Origin of the sequence: Enterococcus sp. DIV1224, from assembly GCF_050555455.1 — a bacterium.
Lineage (GTDB): Bacteria > Bacillota > Bacilli > Lactobacillales > Enterococcaceae > Enterococcus_B > Enterococcus_B lactis.
This window is the reverse complement of the sequence record NZ_CP187859.1, coordinates 2281660-2300555: the sequence shown is the minus strand read 5'-3', so window position 1 is coordinate 2300555 and position 18896 is coordinate 2281660. Positions and strand designations below refer to the sequence as shown.

16 protein-coding genes and 1 other RNA gene are annotated in these 18896 nt (G+C 39.5%); 12 read left to right on the top strand and 5 right to left on the bottom strand.

Features of this window, described 5'->3' with window-relative positions:
* Window positions 1-5: 5 nt before the first annotated feature.
* A complete protein-coding gene (locus IGK53_RS11335) occupies window positions 6-1190 on the top strand; it encodes an acetate/propionate family kinase (protein WP_002291355.1) in 1185 nt (394 codons plus the stop codon).
* Window positions 1191-1443: 253 nt separating this feature from the next.
* Here IGK53_RS11335 and IGK53_RS11330 read toward each other — a convergent pair whose 3' ends face one another.
* The 4 genes from IGK53_RS11330 to IGK53_RS11315 all read right to left on the bottom strand — a co-directional run bounded on the left by IGK53_RS11330 (window position 1444) and on the right by IGK53_RS11315 (window position 3901).
* The gene (locus IGK53_RS11330) at window positions 1444-1914 is read right to left on the bottom strand and encodes a universal stress protein (protein WP_002291356.1); all 471 of its coding nucleotides are present in this window, start codon (window positions 1912-1914) and stop codon (window positions 1444-1446) included.
* Between the two features lie 72 nt (window positions 1915-1986).
* Window positions 1987-2271 carry a hypothetical protein gene (locus IGK53_RS11325; RefSeq protein ID WP_002291361.1) on the bottom strand — a complete coding sequence of 95 codons (285 nt, stop codon included), beginning with the start codon at window positions 2269-2271 and terminating at the stop codon, window positions 1987-1989.
* A 77-nt stretch (window positions 2272-2348) separates the two neighbouring features.
* Window positions 2349-2543, bottom strand: a non-coding RNA gene (gene ssrS / locus IGK53_RS11320) — 6S RNA.
* Window positions 2544-2614: 71 nt separating this feature from the next.
* A complete protein-coding gene (locus tag IGK53_RS11315; RefSeq protein WP_002328905.1) occupies window positions 2615-3901 on the bottom strand; it encodes a replication-associated recombination protein A in 1287 nt (428 codons plus the stop codon).
* Between the two features lie 137 nt (window positions 3902-4038).
* On the opposite strand from IGK53_RS11315, the gene IGK53_RS11310 reads away from it, so the two are divergent.
* The 7 genes from IGK53_RS11310 (at window position 4039) to IGK53_RS11280 (ending at window position 11222) form a co-directional block, all read left to right on the top strand.
* On the top strand, window positions 4039-4710 hold the full coding sequence (locus IGK53_RS11310) for a DNA-3-methyladenine glycosylase (protein ID WP_002291364.1): 672 nt from the start codon (window positions 4039-4041) through the stop codon (window positions 4708-4710).
* Window positions 4676-5164 (top strand): DUF3013 family protein, encoded by a 489-nt coding sequence (locus tag IGK53_RS11305; RefSeq protein WP_002291366.1) that lies wholly within the window; start codon window positions 4676-4678, stop codon window positions 5162-5164. Before IGK53_RS11310 ends, IGK53_RS11305 begins: the two co-directional genes overlap by 35 nt.
* Window positions 5165-5176: 12 nt before the next feature.
* Window positions 5177-6124, top strand: coding sequence for a 50S ribosomal protein L11 methyltransferase (gene prmA / locus IGK53_RS11300; protein ID WP_002291367.1), 948 nt, complete (start codon window positions 5177-5179; stop codon window positions 6122-6124).
* Window positions 6125-6889 (top strand): 16S rRNA (uracil(1498)-N(3))-methyltransferase, encoded by a 765-nt coding sequence (locus tag IGK53_RS11295; RefSeq protein ID WP_002291369.1) that lies wholly within the window; start codon window positions 6125-6127, stop codon window positions 6887-6889.
* 231 nt (window positions 6890-7120) lie between these two features.
* Window positions 7121-9334: a RelA/SpoT family protein gene (locus IGK53_RS11290; protein WP_002315645.1), complete on the top strand. Its 2214-nt coding sequence runs from the start codon at window positions 7121-7123 to the stop codon at window positions 9332-9334.
* An 11-nt stretch (window positions 9335-9345) separates the two neighbouring features.
* A complete protein-coding gene (gene dtd / locus IGK53_RS11285; RefSeq protein ID WP_002291377.1) occupies window positions 9346-9792 on the top strand; it encodes a D-aminoacyl-tRNA deacylase in 447 nt (148 codons plus the stop codon).
* A 170-nt stretch (window positions 9793-9962) separates the two neighbouring features.
* Entirely contained in the window at window positions 9963-11222 is a 1260-nt protein-coding gene (locus IGK53_RS11280; RefSeq protein WP_002291378.1) for a cytochrome P450, read from the top strand.
* A gap of 87 nt (window positions 11223-11309) precedes the next feature.
* On the opposite strand, the gene IGK53_RS11275 is transcribed toward IGK53_RS11280, so the two are convergent.
* On the bottom strand, window positions 11310-12257 hold the full coding sequence (locus IGK53_RS11275) for an aldo/keto reductase (protein ID WP_002291381.1): 948 nt from the start codon (window positions 12255-12257) through the stop codon (window positions 11310-11312).
* Between the two features lie 395 nt (window positions 12258-12652).
* On the opposite strand from IGK53_RS11275, the gene hisS reads away from it, so the two are divergent.
* The 4 genes from hisS to IGK53_RS11255 all read left to right on the top strand — a co-directional run bounded on the left by hisS (window position 12653) and on the right by IGK53_RS11255 (window position 18862).
* Window positions 12653-13945 carry a histidine--tRNA ligase gene (gene hisS, locus IGK53_RS11270; RefSeq protein ID WP_002291383.1) on the top strand — a complete coding sequence of 431 codons (1293 nt, stop codon included), beginning with the start codon at window positions 12653-12655 and terminating at the stop codon, window positions 13943-13945.
* Between the two features lie 13 nt (window positions 13946-13958).
* Entirely contained in the window at window positions 13959-15728 is a 1770-nt protein-coding gene (aspS, locus tag IGK53_RS11265) for an aspartate--tRNA ligase (RefSeq protein WP_002291387.1), read from the top strand.
* A gap of 108 nt (window positions 15729-15836) precedes the next feature.
* Complete coding sequence (locus IGK53_RS11260) at window positions 15837-16712, top strand: YitT family protein (protein WP_002291388.1); 876 nt, start codon at window positions 15837-15839, stop codon at window positions 16710-16712.
* Window positions 16713-16978: 266 nt separating this feature from the next.
* A complete protein-coding gene (locus tag IGK53_RS11255; RefSeq protein WP_002328907.1) occupies window positions 16979-18862 on the top strand; it encodes an acyltransferase family protein in 1884 nt (627 codons plus the stop codon).
* The last annotated feature ends 34 nt before the right edge of the window (window positions 18863-18896 follow it).

The following is an 18896-nucleotide window of genomic DNA, read 5'->3' as shown; positions in this document are numbered from 1 at the left end:
GTCATATGTCTAAAACAATTGCAATCAATGCTGGGAGTTCAAGTTTGAAGTGGCAATTATATCAAATGCCAGAAGAAACCGTAGTTGCGAAAGGGATCGTCGAACGTATCGGTTTACAAGATTCTATTTTTACGATCAAGTACGGCGATAGTCAAAAATTCGAACAAATCATGGATATCGAAAACCACGAAGTAGCAGTAAAAATGCTGTTAGATCAGTTGATTGAACTGCAAATTTTAAGTTCTTATGATGAAATCACCGGTGTAGGGCACCGTGTTGTTCACGGAGGAGAAACTTATGGGGATTCAGTAGTGATCGATGAGGGAGTAATGGACCGCATTGCTGAATTAGCAGAATTTGCTCCTTTGCATAACCCTGCTAACCTGATGGGAATCAAAGCCTTTAAAAAGATTTTACCTGACATTTTGAGCGTAGCTGTATTCGATACATCTTTTCACTCAACAATGCCAAAGCAAAATTATTTATACAGCTTGCCAGTGTCTTATTACGAAGATTTCAAAGTAAGAAAATATGGCTTCCATGGCACAAGTCATCGTTATGTATCGGAACGTGCAGCAAAATTATTGAACAAACCGATTGAAGAGCTAAAAATCATTACTTGCCACTTAGGAAACGGAGTATCAATCACAGCTGTAAATGGTGGTAAATCCATGGATACTTCTATGGGATTCACGCCATTAGCTGGTGTGACAATGGGTACGCGTTCAGGCGATATCGATCCAGCTGTTCTTCCATACTTAATGGAAAAATTAGAGATTGATATTGATGAAATGATCAATGTTTTGAATAAAAAATCTGGTTTGCTAGGCCTAACAGGATTGTCTAGCGATATGCGTGATCTTGAAAAAAACTATGAAAAAGAACACATTCGTTTAGCTTATGATATCTTCGTGGATCGCATCCGAAAATATATCGGCGGATACGTGACAACGATGAATGGTGTCGATGCAATCGTCTTTACTGCTGGTATCGGCGAAAATGACGGACATGTACGCAATGAAATCATTAAAGGTATGTCTTGGTTTGGCTGTGAAATCGATCCAGCGTTGAATGAATTGCATGGTGAAGAAGTAGATATCTCTACAAAAGAATCAAAAGTAAGAGTATTAGTGATTCCAACAGATGAAGAACTAATGATTGCCCGTGACGTGGAGCGTTTGCGCGGCTAAAAATACACGCGTGTTCTCTTTAGAAAATGGATAATTTTATATCCGTTTTCCAAGAGGACATGCTTTTTTATTTTTTACACAGAAGGATCTGAATATAAAGAAGTGAGTGAATCCAAGTATTCTTTGAATCGTGAGAGGAAAGACGCTCAATAAGCGAATTTATTTTTTGAAGAACAAAAAAAGCTGTGTCCAGACAAGTGATCTTCAAAAGTTTTACTTTTGAGATCCCCTCTGAAACACAGCTTTTCATCAATTAGTCTTTTTTAGGAGGCAATTGGTTTTCTAAATCAGTTCGAACAACAAGCACATCGCAAGCCGCGTTTCTAATAACATATTCAGAAACAGAACCAATAAATAAACGTTCTACAGCATTCAATCCTGTAGCTCCTAACATAATCAAATCTACTTGATTATCTTCTGGGATTTCTTTCGCAATCAGTTGTTTTGGTGAGCCATATTCTACGACAGAGGTTACATTATTCAAGCCAGCTTTCTTTGCGTTGCTTTCATAATCTGCCAATGTTTGCTTTGCCATTTCAGTAGCTTGTTCTGCCAACATTCCATCAAATGATGAAACGGTTTGGAAAGAACGTGTGTCAATGACATGTGCTAATAGAAGTTCTCCGTTATTTCGGATAGCTACATTGACCGCCTTTTTAAAAGCTAATTCAGCTTCATCAGAACCATCCACGGCAACCATGATTTTTTTGTATTGTTGTAACATAAGCATTCACTCCTTAAGTCAATCGTGTTGTACTCTTTTATTGTAGAACACTTTGTGGAAAAAGAGAATTATTTACTGCTTTGGTTCAGCAATTTTTTTTGCAAAGCGGATACTGAAGGTGGCAGAAACGAGAATCACGATCAATAAAAAGATCAAAGCGATGAAGCGTTGATTGAAAAAAGCGGCTAAAATACCCATAACGCCTAAAACAGCATACGCAGCTCCATAAAATTGTAGGAATCCTTGATTTTTGTCATTTTTCTTGATCAATACAAAAAAGATATCCTGTTTATTAAATAAATAATAGCTAACGAATAATAATAGTAAAGTGGCGATAATCATCAAAATCCTAATCATGAACAAATCCTCCAAAATAAGCAACAAATAGAAAAAGCAATTTGCCAAGAGCAAATTGCTTTATTCTTTAAAAGATGGTAATCTCCGTTAATGCCGTTATTTGTCCTGTAGTATTGATCCCGCGAATTCAAGCAGGTGGGTCCCATGGTCGTAGCTTCGAACTACCAAATGATAAGGCATGTTACCAGCAGTGACACAAGACGGGTCCCAAGATATCAATAAAAATGTTCGGTCAACACACAAAGAGGACAATTCGAACATCACAGATTTCCCGTCTCTATAGTAGCATATGAATTTAAAAAGAGCAATGAGAGAGCTCGCAGAAATAGAACCGTTTTCTTGTTTAATTTTTTGGGGGATGTTTTTTCCACTCTTTTATGCGGTAATACTGTTGACCTAGCGCCTGTTCATATTTTCCTGTATCCTTTGGCTGGTAATATTGAACATTTTTTAGCCTATCTGGTAAATATTGCTGATCGACCCAAGCATGATCGAAATGATGAGGATACTGATAACCCACACCGCGGTTGAGGGATTTCGCACCTTTGTAATGGCTATCTCTCAAGTGGTCGGGAACATCTCCAGCTTTACCCTCTCGAATATCAGCAAGTGCTGCATCTAATGCCATATAGGCAGAATTGGATTTGGGCGACAAGCAAAGATCAACGACGACATCTGCTAGCGGGATACGTGCCTCAGGTAACCCTAATCGTTCAGCAGCTAATACAGCGTTTACTGTACGCGCAGCAGCAGCAGGATTGCCTAAACCTATATCTTCATAACCGATAACCATCAGGCGACGACAAATACTTGCCAGATCACCTGCTTCAACTAGACGGGCGAGATAATGAAGGGCAGCATCCACATCACTTCCGCGAATCGATTTTTGAAACGCTGAAATAACGTCATAATGAGCATCTCCATTTTTGTCATGGGTAAGAGCTTTTCTTTGGACACATTCTTCGATAATCGACAGAGTAAGATGAATCTTTCCTTCTTTATCTGGAGGAGTCGATCGTGCAGCCAGTTCCAATCCATTCAATGCACTACGCAAATCGCCATTCGTTGCACGCGAAAGGTGAAGAAGAGCCTCTTCATCTAACTGAATTGCTTGTTGACTAAGACCGCGTTCCTTATCCTTTAAGGCATGTTCCACTGCCAACTGGATGTCTTGCTCTATTAATGGCTTGACTTCAAAAATCTGTGTGCGGCTGCGGATCGCTGGATTGATAGTAATATAAGGATTTTCAGTAGTCGCTCCGATCAAGATGATTCGGCCACTTTCTAAATGAGGAAGCAGAAAATCCTGTTTTGTTTTATCTAATCGGTGTACTTCATCCAATAAGAGGATCACAGTACCACTCATTTTAGCTTCTTCCGCTACAACCTGCAGATCTTTTTTTGAATCTGTAGCAGCGTTCAGCATGCGAAATGCATAATTAGTAGAACCGGCAATCGCACTTGCGATACTCGTTTTTCCAGTACCAGGAGGCCCATATAAAATCATGGAAGAGAGCATGCGAGCATCGACCATGCGGCGTATGATTTTTCCTTCACCGACTAGATGCTGCTGACCAACGACTTCATCGATCGTTCGAGGTCGCATGCGATAAGCCAATGGCTGTTGCATAGGATTTTCCTCCTTCTTGTTTTTACGTTCCTTAATTATAACATATTTAGTAATATAGCTAGAAAGAACAGCCTTCTGTTGTTTTGTTTTCATAGCTTATCCAACTAATATTGTGTATGATAAAGTAGGTGAGAAAAATGACGGATAAACAAAAGATAGATGAATTTTTTTGGAATAAAACGACGCCGGAAGTAGCGCGGGATTTATTGGGGATGTATTTGGAGCATGAAACACCAGAAGGAAGATTAGCTGGATATATTGTAGACGCGGAAGCATACCTAGGTCCAGAAGACGAGGCCGCCCATAGCTATGGTTTAAGAAGAACACCACGTGTGCGGGCAATGTATGAAAAACCAGGTACGATCTACCTTTACACGATGCATACTCATCGGATTTTGAACATCATCACTCAGCCAGAAGGGATTCCTCAAGGAGTAATGATACGTGCAATCGAACCAGCTGCAATGATTGAACAAATGAGTAAAAATCGTGGTGGAAAAACTGGTCCAGATATCAGCAACGGTCCTGGAAAATTAGTGGAAGCATTAGCAATTCCTCAAGAACTCTACGGTCAGTCTATAGCAGATAGTTCATTACGTTTAGTTTTTGAGAAAAAGAAGATACCAAAAAAAATCGATGCTTTGCCTAGGATCGGTATCCCGAACAAAGGGGAATGGACAGAAAAGCCGTTGCGTTTTGTTGTGTCTGGCAATCCATATATCTCTTTACAAAGAAAAAACCAAATCGAGGAAGATTGGGGTTGGAGGAAAGAAAATGAAAAAGAAGGATCTATTAACATACTTAGATGAAATAATCGAAAAACAAGTGACGGACTATGATGTGGCTTTAGATTGGGATACAAAAAATCATACGATCGAAATCGTTGTTCGTTTGTTTGCGGAAAATAAAGCACAATTTGAGATTGATGATGCAGAAGGGATTGTTTCGCAAGAACCAATTATCGAATTTGAAGATGGCGTACTCCTTTTTAATCCTCAGAAATCTGTTTTTGATGAACAAAATTATCTAGCAGCAATCCCCTATGAAGGAAAAAAAGGGTTGGCAAAATCAGTAGCTGATTCTTTAGTGGAATATTTGAATGAAGTATTAGCACAAGGGCAAAGTGATTTGCTTGATTTTTTAGATGAAGATGATGACGAAGCTGTATTCGAACTCCATTGGGATAATCAGAAACTAGCAGAGTTAGTAGAAGCAAAACAGCAAAATGAAACAGAGACTTATTTACCGTACCCAAGTTATTAAGGAGTGACAGACATGAAATGGAATGAAGTAAAAGTAGAAACCGAAAGTGAAGCAGTCGAAGCGGTCGCTAATATTTTGATGGAGGCAGGAGCGAGTGGTGTTGCGATTGAAGACTCTTTAGATGTTGAACATTTTAAATCGGATCAATATGGTGAAATTTTAGATAAAAATGATTTTACATCGTTGAAAGAAGGCGCGCTAGTCATGGCTTATTTTCCAGAAACGACTTTTTTACCGGAAATCTTGCCTTTTATCAAAGATCGTATCACGCAATTGCCTGAGTTTGGTCTAGCGATTGGAAAAAACAAAGTAACTGTTAGCGAAGTAGAGGAAAGCAATTGGGCAACAGCATGGAAGAAATATTATCATCCGGTGCGTATTACGCGAATGCTGACGGTTGCGCCAAGCTGGGAAAACTATCAGACAGAAGATCCTCTAGAAAAAATCATCACATTAGATCCAGGTATGGCGTTTGGAACAGGCACCCATCCGACGACTTCTTTGACATTGACAGCACTAGAAACAGTATTGCGTGGTGGCGAAACATTGTTAGATGTTGGAACTGGTTCGGGTGTACTAAGTATTGCAGCAAAATATCTTGGTGCGAAAGATGTCTATGCCTTTGATTTAGACGAAGTAGCCGTTCGTTCAGCGAAAGAAAATATGGATATGAATGAAGTAGCCAAAGATGTCCACGTATCAGCTAATGATCTTTTGAAAGGAATCGAGATTGAAAGTGATGTAATCGTTGCGAACATTTTAGCAAATATCATCTTATTGATGATCCCGGATGCTTGGCGTTTACTAAAACAAACAGGGACATTGATCGTTTCAGGAATCATTGAAGAGAAGAAGCAAATGGTTCTAGATGCTATGATAGAACAAGGATTCATCGTGGATCAAATTTTCCAACAAAAAGACTGGTATGCAATTATTTTGAAAAAACCAGAGGTGGAATAGATGCAGCGATATTTTTTGAAAGAATCGTATGAACCAAAAGACAATTTTATTTTAAAAGGGGAAACCTATCATCACATTGTACGGGTTATGAGAATGGAACCGAAAGATGAAGTTTTTTTGGCATTCAATGATCAGATAGCCGTTGTTGCAGAAATCACAAAAATCACCGAAGATGCTGTTTATCTGAAAGAAATTAAAAAAGAAGAAAACCAAAAGGAATTGCCAAGTTCGATAACCATAGCGAGCGGCTATCCTAAAGGAGAGAAGTTGGATTGGATTATTCAGAAATCCACTGAATTAGGCGCACAAGCTTTTCTTGGGTTTCCGGCATCAGCCTCTGTGGTTAAATGGGATGCAAAGAAACGCATGAAGCGACAACAAAGGCTTGAAAAGATTGCTCAAGAGGCAGCAGAACAATCCCATCGGCAAATCGTGCCCTCAGTAGAGTTACTGGAAACGAAACGTGACTTATTTGAACGGCTAGATGATTATGACGTGGTCTTGGTTGCTTATGAGGAATCAGCAAAGCAAGGCGAAAAATCAAATGTAGCCAAAATTCTTAGTGAAACAAAACCGGGCAGTCGAATCTTAGCTGTCTTTGGACCAGAAGGCGGCTTATCCCACGAGGAAATCAATTATTTCGTAGAACACAAAGGGATACTATGTGGATTAGGACCAAGAATCCTCCGTACAGAAACAGCGCCTCTTTATTTATTAAGTGCTGCTAGCTATCAATGGGAGTTAATGGATCCCTCTCATAGCTAACGTTTTTCAACAATAAAAGAGTATCGACGGAAAGAATTGAAAAAATAGGGAACAATTTGTATAATAGAAACAATTATTTGTACAATGAATACGAAAAATTGTTTGAAAAAGCTTTTTAAAAGCGAACATTTCCGTAAAAAAATGTATAACTTCACGGATTTTGGGGCAACTATCAAACAGATATTTGTCCCGATTCCTGTTTTACCGAAAAAGAAAGGGGGATCGATTCCTGTGCCAAAAGAAGAAATTTTAACGGGTCCCGGTGTCATAAAGCTCGTTAGTCAATATATGGGGCCCGAACATGTAGCATTTGTTGAGAAAGCATGCGAATATGCGACTGCTGCACATGACGGACAGTTTAGAAAATCAGGAGAACCCTACATTATCCATCCTATCCAAGTCGCAGGTATATTAGCAGATTTAAAAATGGACCCCCACACAGTGGCTACTGGCTTCTTGCATGATGTTGTTGAAGATACAGAAGTCACCTTAGAAGATCTGAGAGAAGAATTTGGCGATGATGTCGCTATGTTAGTAGACGGAGTAACCAAATTAGGGAAAATAAAATACAAATCCCACGAAGAGCAGCTAGCAGAAAACCATCGAAAGATGCTGCTGGCAATGGCTCAAGATTTACGCGTTATCATGGTCAAATTAGCTGATAGACTACATAACATGCGTACGTTGAAACATCTGCGGGAAGATAAGCAAAGAAGGATTGCTCAAGAAACTTTAGAAATCTATGCACCTCTTGCACATCGTTTAGGTATCAGCCGAATCAAATGGGAATTAGAAGATACAGCACTTCGTTATCTTAATCCAAAACAGTATTACCGTATCGTTCATTTGATGCAGACGAAGCGAGAAGAACGTGAAAAATACGTGAATGGTACTGTTGAGGATATTCGAGTAGCAACAGAAGAGCTGGGGATTTTTGCAGAGATCTATGGACGGCCAAAACATATTTATTCGATCTATCGTAAAATGAAAGACCAGAAAAAGCAGTTCAACGAAATCTATGACTTGCTAGCTATTCGAGTAATCGTAGACTCAATCAAGGATTGTTATGCTGTATTAGGTGCGATCCACACAAAATGGAAACCAATGCCTGGCAGATTCAAGGACTATATTGCCATGCCGAAAGCTAATATGTACCAATCTTTGCATACTACAGTGATTGGTCCGGCAGGAAATCCAGTAGAAATCCAAATCCGTACACAGGAAATGCATGAAATTGCTGAATTTGGGGTGGCTGCGCACTGGGCGTATAAAGAAGGAAAAAATGAAAAAGTAGAACCAGATGGTATGACGAAACAATTAAGCTGGTTCCATGAGATACTTGAACTCCAAGATGAAAGCTATGATGCCTCTGAATTTATGGAAGGTGTAAAAGGAGATATCTTTAGTGATAAAGTCTATGTCTTCACGCCCAAAGGAGACGTTACTGAGCTGCCAAAAGGATCTGGACCACTGGACTTTGCATACAGTATCCATACAGATATCGGTAATAAAACCACTGGTGCAAAAGTAAATGGCAAAATGGTGCAACTTGATTACAAATTAAAAAACGGGGATATCATAGAAATCATGACTTCTCCAAATTCATTTGGTCCAAGTCGTGACTGGTTGAAATTGGTGGCAACTAGCAAAGCAAGAAATAAGATCAAGCGTTTCTTCAAAGCACAAGATCGGGAAGAAAATGTGATCAAAGGTCACGAGTCTGTGGTCAAGTGTATTACAGATTTAGGGTTTACACCTAAAGATATTTTGACAAAAAACAAACTTCAAGAAGCACTTGATCGTTTTAACTATCAATCAGAAGATGATTTATATGCAGCTGTAGGATATGGGGAAGTCAGTCCTTTGACGATGGCCAATCGTCTGACAGAAAAAGAACGGAAAGAACAAAAAATCGAGCAGCAAAAGCAAGAAGCAGAAGAAATCATGAATCAGCCGAAAAAAGAACCTGAGAAAATGAAAGTACGTCATGAAGGTGGCGTTGTCATTCAAGGGGTAGAAAACTTACTGATTCGTATCAGCCGATGCTGTAATCCGATTCCTGGTGATGATATCGTTGGCTACATCACTAAAGGCAGAGGGATATCCATCCATCGTCGAGATTGTCCGAATGTTCAGCCTGATAAACCAAATGTAGCAGAACGTTTGATTGAAGTCGAATGGGAAGATACATCGAATACACGAAAAGAGTATGATGCAGACTTGGAAATCTACGGCTATAACCGTTCAGGCTTATTGAATGATGTACTTCAAACAGTCAATGCGCTGACGAAAAATCTCAACAGCGTCGAAGCTCGGACGAATAAAGATAAAATGGCGACAATCCATTTGACGGTTGGTATCCAGAATTTGTCCCACCTAAAAAGTATCGTGGATAAAATCAAAGCAGTACCTGATGTCTACAGTGTACGCCGGACGAATGGATAGGAGGGCCAGATATGAGAGCAGTCATTCAACGGGTGAGTCAAGCGGCAGTGTCAGTTGATCAGCAAGAGATTGGAAAAATTGGCTGTGGCCTACTCGTTTTATTAGGTATCCATGAAACAGATACGCCAAAAGATGTGGAATATCTAGTAAAAAAAATCGCACAAATGCGTATTTTTGAAGATGATCAAGGAAAAATGAATATTAGTGTAGAAGACGTAGGAGGACAAATTTTAAGTGTCTCTCAATTCACACTATTTGCGGATACGAAAAAAGGAAATCGACCAAGTTTTGTGGAAGCCGCACGACCAGAAATAGCTATTCCTTTATACGAATCGTTCAATGAAGGAATCAGAAGTCGCGGCATCACAGTCGCTACCGGACAATTCGGAGCAGATATGTCGATTTCTCTCGTCAATGATGGACCTGTAACGATTATTATTGATTCTAAAAACAAATAAAGTCAGTTAGTTTTCATCAATAAGAAATATAAATCAAGTCGTTTAAGTTAGACTGAAAAACTCTAACTTAAGCGACTTTTTTCTCGTCTACAAAAAGCGCTTCTTTTGTCAGCAGTCAGAAAAAAAGTTAAGCTTAAATTATACAAGTTATTTTTAGGAGGTTGCTGAAGATGAAAGAAGTACCAGTAGTAGATGTCAAAATCACGGATCTAAAAAGATTGTATCAAAAGGGATACAACATGTTGGAGGAGTTACGTCATGAAGCAGACGCTCCCGTTGTCAAAGCAAAGATTTTCAATAAAGAAGCTATTGTGATCTACGGATCGTCAGCGGCAAAAATATTTTATGACCCAAGAAATTTCAAACGAAAAGGTGCTATGCCAAAATTAGTGTTGAAGACACTTTTTGGTCAAGGTGGAGTACAGACTTTGGATGGAGCTGCCCATCATCATCGGAAAAATATTTTTATGGATCTGATGACCCCCGAAAGAATGGAAGATTATCATCGTATCTTAGATAAGAACCTGACGCAAGCACTTGAAACACAGCATGGTCAATTTGAATTATTTGATTTAAGCAAGATGGTTTTCTTTACATCGATTTGTGAGTGGGCAGGTATCAATTTATCTTTGCTTTCTAAGGATGAAGTCGAAAAATTAGCAGAATATCAAATCTCCATGATCAGCGGAACGTTTACTTCTCCGATTGATCACATAAAAGGTGTCGAAAATCGCAAGAAATCAGAGAAATGGGCGCAAAGTTTGATTGAGGAAGCTCGGAAAAATCCTGTGGCTGGAAAAGAAAATGTGGCATTGTATGCATTTGCCAATGCCACAGATCTAGACGGACAGCTTTTGCCTCTGGAAGTAGCAGCTGTTGAATTATTGAATATCATCCGTCCGACAGTTGCTTTGACTGTATGGGCGGCGTTGATGGGACACGCGCTTTTCAGCAGACCTGATTTGTACCAACAATTGAAAAACGACTTTTCTACGTTGCAAGATCCGTTCATTCAAGAAATGAGACGCTATTATCCGTTCTTTCCGATGTTACCTGCGATTTCTCTGAAAGAAGTAGAAGTCGATGGTTATCGTATACCAGAAGATAGTTGGGTCATTCTAGATTTATATGGAACAGATCATGATGAACGAACGATTGAAGCACCAGATTCCTTTATGATCAAACGATATTTAGGAAAAGCAAAAGATATTTCATATAAAGAAGAATATGAGATGATTGCACAAGGTGGAGGAGATTTTCGACAAATGCATCGCTGCGCAGGAGAATGGATCACTCTCCACAGCCTACGTGTGTTTTCCGATCAGTTAGTAAACAAGTTTGAATTCTCTGTACCTGAACAAGACTGGACGATCCCATTCAATCAGTTTCCGACTTATCCAAACAGCCGAGCGCTACTTTATAAGAATTAGATTAGTATAAACTTATCGAAAAAAGGAAGATCAGCACTGTTTGATCTTCCTTTTTTCATACTACTATAAGTGGATAAGGTCAATTGCTCAAAATCTGTGAAATGCTTCATCAATGGTTTGATAATCCTCACTGGATAAATGCAAATCTAAAGCTTGGACATTGTCAGAGACTTGCTCTGGACGTTTAGCTCCGGGTATGACTACAGACACTCTCGGATTCTTCATATACCAGGCTAGAACAAGTTGCGCAGGGGTAGCTTGGTATCTTTTAGCAATGGGGCGAAGTATGTCGACAGCGGCTAAAATTTCTTTGAAACGTTCTCCTTGAAAATCCGGATTGCTTTTTCGAGGATCTCCTTCGCTGAATTGTTTTTCCTGACCACGTTCATATTTTCCTGTCAGTAAACCGGAAGCAAGAGGAAAATAGGGGACAAAGCTGATTTTGTTTTTTTCAAGATAAGGAAATAATTCTTTTTCAGCCTGCCGATGGATCAAACTGTATTTATCTTCTACTACATCGACATATCCATCTGTATTCGCTTCTTTCAATTGTTCTAACGTGAAGTTCGATACACCAACTGCTCGGATTTTTCCTGCTTCTTTCAATTCGTGCAATGCAGCAACTGCTTCATTTTTTGGTGTGCTTTTATCCGGAAAGTGGATATAAAAAATGTCAATGTAATCAGTTTGCAGACGTTTCAGTGCGTCTTCCACCGATTGTTTGAGAAACTCGGGTGAATTGTCAAATGTTCGTCCTTTATTTGGCACATGAGCAGCTTTTGTAGCAATGACGATACGTGAACGATCATATTCTTTTTCCTTCAATACCTCACCGATCAGTTCTTCAGAACGGCCGTTTCCATAAGCATAGGCGGTATCGATCAAATTGATTCCGCTATTCAAAGCTGTACGAACCACTTGTTTTCCTGTTTCGTCTTCCAAACCGTCAAAAAGATTGTGTCCCCCAACGGCATTTGCTCCTAGTCCAAGCTGTTCTGCGTAGACTTGTGAATGTCCGATTCTTATTTCTGCCATAGCTGATTCCTCCTTTTTTATCTAGTCTAAAACAAAAGAACAAAAAGCTGAACTAAAACGTTTTTGTGAGGGAAAATAGTCAGATAACTCTTGACTTTGAGATTGGTTTTTAGTAGGTTATAAGTAATATCGAAATGTCAATGAAAGAGCGAGTAAGTTTTTGAAACTTTACAAGAGAGGATCATCAAGGCTGAAAATGATCCAAAGTTTCATTAGCCCAAAGACACTCTGGAGATGGACGAGTGAAAAGCCGTCCCGCGTACGAGCGTTATTCGTAAGAGGAAAGAGAAATCTTTCAAAATTAGGTGGTACCGTGTATGAATTTCATTCACCCTTGTTCATGATGAACAAGGGTGATTTTTTTATTTACATAGCTAAGAAAGGGAGAGAAAACTATGAGTTTCCAAAGACCAAAAGGAACAAATGATATTTTGCCAGGCGAATCAGAAAAATGGCAGTTTGTCGAAGAAACAGCACGTTTATTGTTCAGAGATTATCAGTATAATGAAATGCGTACACCGATTTTTGAACATTATGAAGTGATATCCCGCAGTGTAGGTGATACGACGGATATCGTTTCAAAAGAAATGTATGATTTTTATGACAAAGGGGAACGTCATGTGACGCTTCGACCAGAAGGTACAGCGCCAATCGTTCGTTCTTTTGTTGAGCATAAATTGTTCGGTCCAGAGTATGCAAAACCGTTCAAAACTTTTTATATGGGACCAATGTTTCGCTACGAACGTCCGCAAAAAGGACGGTTACGTCAATTCCATCAGATCGGAGTAGAAGCATTTGGATCAGAGAATCCTGCAACAGATGTGGAGAGCATGGTGATGGCACTCGATTTCTTCAAACAGTTGGGAATCACGCAAATCCGTCTAGTCATCAATTCATTGGGTGATAAAGACACACGTCAAGCCTATCGTCAAGCATTAATCGATTATCTTTTACCTTTTGAAGCAGAGTTGAGTGAAGACTCTAAACGCCGTCTTCACGAAAATCCATTGCGTGTGTTGGATAGTAAGGACAAACGAGATCAAAAATTTGTAGCAGATGCGCCATCTATCTTAGATTATTTAAGCGAACCTGCTCAAAAACATTTTGATACCGTTGTTTCCATGCTGGATGCATTGGCTGTTCCTTATGAAATCGACAGTAACATGGTTCGCGGATTAGATTACTATACGCATACGATTTTTGAAATCATGAGTGACGCACCGAAAATGGGGGCACAAGCAACGATTTGCGCAGGCGGACGTTATGACAATCTAGTGGAAGAACTGGGTGGTCCTTCAACACCTGGCTTTGGATTTGCAATGGGTATCGAGCGATTACTCTTGACTATGGAGGCAGAGGAAGTAGTTATCCCTGCATTTAATGAGTTAGATGCTTATGTGGTCGCACTCGGAGACGAAACAAATATCGAAGCATTGAAAGTGGTCCAAGCGATTCGAAACTTCGGTTTTTCAGCTGACCGCGACTTCATGAACCGTAAAGCAAAAGCACAATTTAAGACAGCAGATAAAGCGAATGCCAAATTAGTATTGGTGATCGGTGAAGATGAGCTTGCTAGCCAAACGATCAATGTCAAAGCAATGGCAAGCCGAAAAGAAAAAAGTTTTCCATTAGAAGAAATATATGAGCATTTTGATGAAGTCTATGATGAAATGACTTTATTCGAGTAGGAGGAAAAAAGAAATGGCACAAAGAACGATTTATTGCGGATTAGTTTCCGAACAACAATTAGAACAAACAGTTACATTAAAAGGATGGGTACAAAAAAGACGAGACCTTGGGGGAGTAATCTTTATCGATCTACGTGATCGCGAAGGAATCGTTCAAATCGTCTTCAATCCTGAAATCAACAAAGAAGCATGGGAAATCGCAGATAAATGCCGCAGTGAATACGTGATCGAAGTAACTGGGATAGTCAGAAGACGCGGTGAAAATGCAGTAAATCCTAAAATGGCCACTGGTGAATTTGAAGTGATTGCAAGTGAAATCGTGATTTTGAATCAAGCAAAAACACCGCCATTTCAAATTGAAGATGATCAAGCAATCAGTGACGAAATACGTTTGAAATATCGTTATTTGGATCTGCGACGTCCCAAAATGACTAAAAACATCAAATTGAGAAATGCGACAACAAAAGCGATTCGTCATTATTTAGACGATAATGACTTTCTAGATATTGAAACACCTTACCTAGGAAAATCTACACCAGAAGGCGCAAGAGACTATTTAGTTCCTTCACGTGTCCATGCTGGACATTTCTATGCGTTGCCGCAATCTCCTCAACTGTTCAAACAATTGCTGATGAATGCTGGGTTCGACCGTTATTATCAAATCGTTCGTTGTTTCCGTGACGAAGATTTACGTGGAGATCGTCAGCCTGAATTTACGCAAGTAGATATTGAAACAACGTTCCTAACAGCAGAAGAAATCCAAACCTACACAGAGGGATTGATTGCGAAGGTAATGAAAGAAGTTCGCGGCATCGAAGTCGCATTGCCATTTCCCCGTATGACCTATGATGAAGCAATGGCTCGCTACGGCAGCGACAAACCGGATACACGTTTTGAAATGGAATTGATCGATCTAAGCGAAACAGTCAAAGAAGTAGAATTCAAAGTCTTCCAAATGGCTCTTGAAAACGGCGGAGTCGTGAAAGCATTGAATGCGAAGGGCGCTGCAGATCGCTACTCACGAAAAGATATGGATCAGTTAGGACAATATGTAGGGCAATTCGGAGCTAAGGGACTTGCATGGCTGAAAGTGGAAGAAGACGGTTTGAAAGGCCCGATTGCTAAATTCATGGTAGAAGCAACAGAAGCAATCATCAAAGCAACAGATGCAGAACCAGGTGACTTGCTGATGTTTGGCGCAGATAAAAGTGAAATCGTCGCTGCTGCATTAGGGGCTATCCGAACACGTTTAGGAAAAGAATTAGGACTAATCGATGAATCCAAATTCAATTTTTTATGGGTAACTGATTGGCCTCAATTTGAATTTTCAGAAGAAGAAGGTCGATATGTCTCTGCTCACCATCCATTCACGATGCCAAAAGCAGAAGATATCCCATTACTAGCTGAAGACCCTGCAAAAGTCTATGCAGAAGCTTATGATATCGTCTTGAACGGTTATGAACTAGGTGGAGGTTCTATCCGGATCCATACTCGGGAACTTCAAGAAAAAGTGTTGAAAACTTTAGGCTTTACAAAAGAACAAATGGAAGAACAATTTGGTTTCTTGCTAACAGCTTTAGATTACGGATTCCCTCCACATGGCGGCATTGCATTAGGATTGGATCGTTTTGCAATGTTATTAGCAGGGGAAGACAATATTCGTGAAGTCATTGCCTTTCCTAAAAACGGAAAAGCAGCCGATGTGATGAGTGATGCACCAAGTATGGTTTCACCTTTACAATTGTTCGAATTGAATATTGATGTAACCAATATAGAAGAATAGCCGATAAAAAGGCAAAAAGGATTTGTCGAATCTGCTTCTTTTGGCAACCTTGATTTAATTGAAAAACACTTTATAATGAAGCCATAACATATAAAGCGGGGCTTTTCCATGAAAAAAACATTCGAAAATTGGGCTTACCATGATTACACGACCAAACTTTCGGTATCAATCGTTTATGCGTTGATCGCATCTGTCGCATTGAATTTCTTTTATCAACCAGGACATATTTATTCAAGTGGTATTACTGGCCTGGCTCAGATTTTGACGACTTTGTCAAAATCACTCATAGGGTTCGAGGTGCCGGTATCAACCACTTTGTATTTACTGAATATACCTTTGTTCGTCTTGGCGTGGTTCAAAATCGGGAAGAAGTTTACAATTTTCACTTTTATCACGGTCACTTTGACCTCCCTTTGTATCCATATTTTACCGGAAACAGTCTTATCTACCGATCCAATCATTTGTGCGTTGTTTGGTGGGGCTGTGATGGGACTAGGGATTGGGCTAGCGTTGAGAAATGGCCTATCATCGGGTGGTCTAGATATCGTGAGTATCACGATTCGTAAAAAAACAGGAAAGTCGATTGGTTCTATCTCGATCTACTTCAATGCATTGATCGTTTTTGTTGCTGGGATTCTATTTGGCTGGCAATATATGTTTTACAGTACGTTGTCTATTTTCGTCAGTGGAAAAGTAACTGATGTCGTTTATACTAAACAAAAGAAAATGCAGGTAATGATCGTAACGAAACATCCAGAAAAAGTAGTGAATGAAATTCAAAACTGTATGCGTAGAGGAATCACGATCATCAATGAAGCAGAAGGTGCTTATAAACATGATAAGCAGACAGTATTGATGACGATCGTTACACGTTACGAACTGCCTCTACTCAGAGAAGCGATGAAAGCTTCTGATCCGCAAGCTTTTGTAAGTATCGCGGAAAATGTCCAGATACTTGGGCGTTTCTACGAGGATGGCATTTAGATCGAGTTTGACAAAAATTCATGAAATACTACTGTAGACAGACATTCGTTTGTCTGCAGTTTTTTTCTACCAAAGGACGGATCAGCAAATAGAAATTACTTTTTTATTTGAAATTTTCTTAAAGTTGAAAAAAAGCATGTTTATTTTTTAAAATTTATGGGATGATAGAAAAAAATAGTAGAGAAAGGACACGATTCTACTTGCTATTTTCACTTAATACCCGTATATTACGAATGAAAAAAGTTTATGAAAAGTTGGAATATTGAATGGAAAAACAAAAAAGGTTAAAAAACAGCCGCTACATCACTGGGTTTGATGGGCTCCGTTCATTAGCTGTGGTTGGTGTTATCTTCTATCACCTTCTGCCAACTAATATGAAAGGCGGCTATTTGGGCGTTCCGATTTTTTTCGTCGTATCTGGTTATCTGATCACGGATCTGCTAAGGCAGGAATGGGAACAAAATGGAAAAATCAATATTTGGCAATTTTATGTCAGAAGAATGAAGAGACTCTATCCGGCACTCGTTTTTATGCTTGTTACAGCTTCGGCTTATATCACCTTGTTCCAGCGAGGATTGTTGAATAATCTTCGAGGAGTTGTCGTCAGCAGCTTACTGTATGTCAACAATTGGTGGCAAATCAATAACGGTTTATCTTATTTCAACCGATTTGCTAATGAATCACCGTTTACGCATATCTGGTCTTTAGCGGTAGAAGGTCAAAACTATTTGGTTTGGCCAATCTTGTTTGTATTGTTGATGGTATTTGTTCGTAAAAGAAAATGGATCTTTTATACCGTGTTAGGTACATCTTTCCTCTCTGCGATTTTGATGATGATTTTGTATACACCAGGGGGCGATCCAACTCGTGTTTATTATGGAACGGACACCCGGCTGTTTTCTATATGGTTGGGAAGTGCGCTCGCTTTTGTTTGGCCAAGTACTCGTTTGAAGAAAAACATCCCGAAACAAGCAAAAAGTATCCTGAATATCGCTGGAGGAATCTCACTGTTGGCACTGATTCTTTGCTTCTTCTTTTTAGATGATCATTACAATTTCATCTATTATGGAGGGATGCTCCTAGTGAGTCTGTTATGCGTAGTACTAGTTGCAGTGACAGCACATCCTGGAGCAAGCTTGAATCGTTGGCTGACAAATCCAGTATTTACTTGGATTGGCAAACGAAGCTACGGGATTTATCTGTATCAGTTTCCAGTTATGATTTTTTATGAAGCAAAAGTGACTGATATTGCTGATCATGTTCTGTTCCATACTTTAGTGGAAATTACATTGATTTTAATCATCAGTGAACTTTCTTATCGATATGTGGAACGTCCGCTAGCACGTTTTGACTATGGTCGTACATTCCAAGTGATGAAAGGATGGTTCAGCAAACCGATCATCAGTAAGAGCAAACCATGGGTCGTTCCAGGCACATTACTTGTAGCAATTGCATTCGTTGGTTTCGTTACGGCACCGAAAAATGCTGTAACGGCCGATCAAAAACAATTGCAGGCAAAGATCGCTGAAAGTAAAAAATTAGCAGAAGAAACCAGAAACAATTCAGAAAATACCACTAGTTCAGTTGACCAAGCGGTTCTTGATAAGTATGAGTTGTCTAAGGCCCAAGGAAACAAGGCACAAAAATTAGAGCTAACGGCATTTGGTGATTCAGTTATGCTAGATGCTGCAACTGATCTACAAGAGCTTTATCCAAAAGTAGTGGTAGATGGCGATGTGGGGCGACAATTATACGCCAGTGTACCGTATATTGAAAAATTAAAGGAACAAGATTTATTGAAAGACACTATTCTAATTGGATTAGGAACGAATGGCTCATTCTCTGAAGCTCAGTTTGATAGCGTGATGGATGCAATCGGTGATCGAAAAGTATACTGGGTCAATGTCCGAGTACCGACGAAACGTTGGCAAAATGACGTGAATGCGATGCTTGAACAGATGACGAAAAAATACGACAATATGACGCTGATTGATTGGTATAGCTACAGTAATGACCACAGTGACTGGTTTTATGATGATCAAGTCCATCCAAATCCTGAAGGGATGACACATTACATTCACTTAGTCAGCGAAGCCTTGCTAGGAGGAAGTTCAAGTACGAACAGCAGCGAGACAAACGTATCAGAATAATAGCTACAAAAAACTTCAGGCAAAAACAGTTGTT

Bases quoted from the DNA above. Each gene is read 5' to 3' on its own strand.
- IGK53_RS11260 (WP_002291388.1), top strand. From the start codon at position 15,837: ATGAAAAAAACATTCGAAAATTGGGCTTACCATGATTACACGACCAAA.
- IGK53_RS11330 (WP_002291356.1), bottom strand. From the start codon at position 1,914: ATGTTACAACAATACAAAAAAATCATGGTTGCCGTGGATGGTTCTGAT.
- prmA (WP_002291367.1), top strand. From the start codon at position 5,177: ATGAAATGGAATGAAGTAAAAGTAGAAACCGAAAGTGAAGCAGTCGAA.
- IGK53_RS11335 (WP_002291355.1), top strand. From the start codon at position 6: ATGTCTAAAACAATTGCAATCAATGCTGGGAGTTCAAGTTTGAAGTGG.
- IGK53_RS11275 (WP_002291381.1), bottom strand. From the start codon at position 12,257: ATGGCAGAAATAAGAATCGGACATTCACAAGTCTACGCAGAACAGCTT.
- IGK53_RS11280 (WP_002291378.1), top strand. From the start codon at position 9,963: ATGAAAGAAGTACCAGTAGTAGATGTCAAAATCACGGATCTAAAAAGA.
- aspS (WP_002291387.1), top strand. From the start codon at position 13,959: ATGGCACAAAGAACGATTTATTGCGGATTAGTTTCCGAACAACAATTA.
- IGK53_RS11295 (WP_002291369.1), top strand. From the start codon at position 6,125: ATGCAGCGATATTTTTTGAAAGAATCGTATGAACCAAAAGACAATTTT.
- IGK53_RS11315 (WP_002328905.1), bottom strand. From the start codon at position 3,901: ATGCAACAGCCATTGGCTTATCGCATGCGACCTCGAACGATCGATGAA.
- dtd (WP_002291377.1), top strand. From the start codon at position 9,346: ATGAGAGCAGTCATTCAACGGGTGAGTCAAGCGGCAGTGTCAGTTGAT.
- IGK53_RS11325 (WP_002291361.1), bottom strand. From the start codon at position 2,271: ATGATTAGGATTTTGATGATTATCGCCACTTTACTATTATTATTCGTT.
- IGK53_RS11310 (WP_002291364.1), top strand. From the start codon at position 4,039: ATGACGGATAAACAAAAGATAGATGAATTTTTTTGGAATAAAACGACG.
- hisS (WP_002291383.1), top strand. From the start codon at position 12,653: ATGAGTTTCCAAAGACCAAAAGGAACAAATGATATTTTGCCAGGCGAA.
- IGK53_RS11255 (WP_002328907.1), top strand. From the start codon at position 16,979: ATGGAAAAACAAAAAAGGTTAAAAAACAGCCGCTACATCACTGGGTTT.
- IGK53_RS11305 (WP_002291366.1), top strand. From the start codon at position 4,676: ATGAAAAAGAAGGATCTATTAACATACTTAGATGAAATAATCGAAAAA.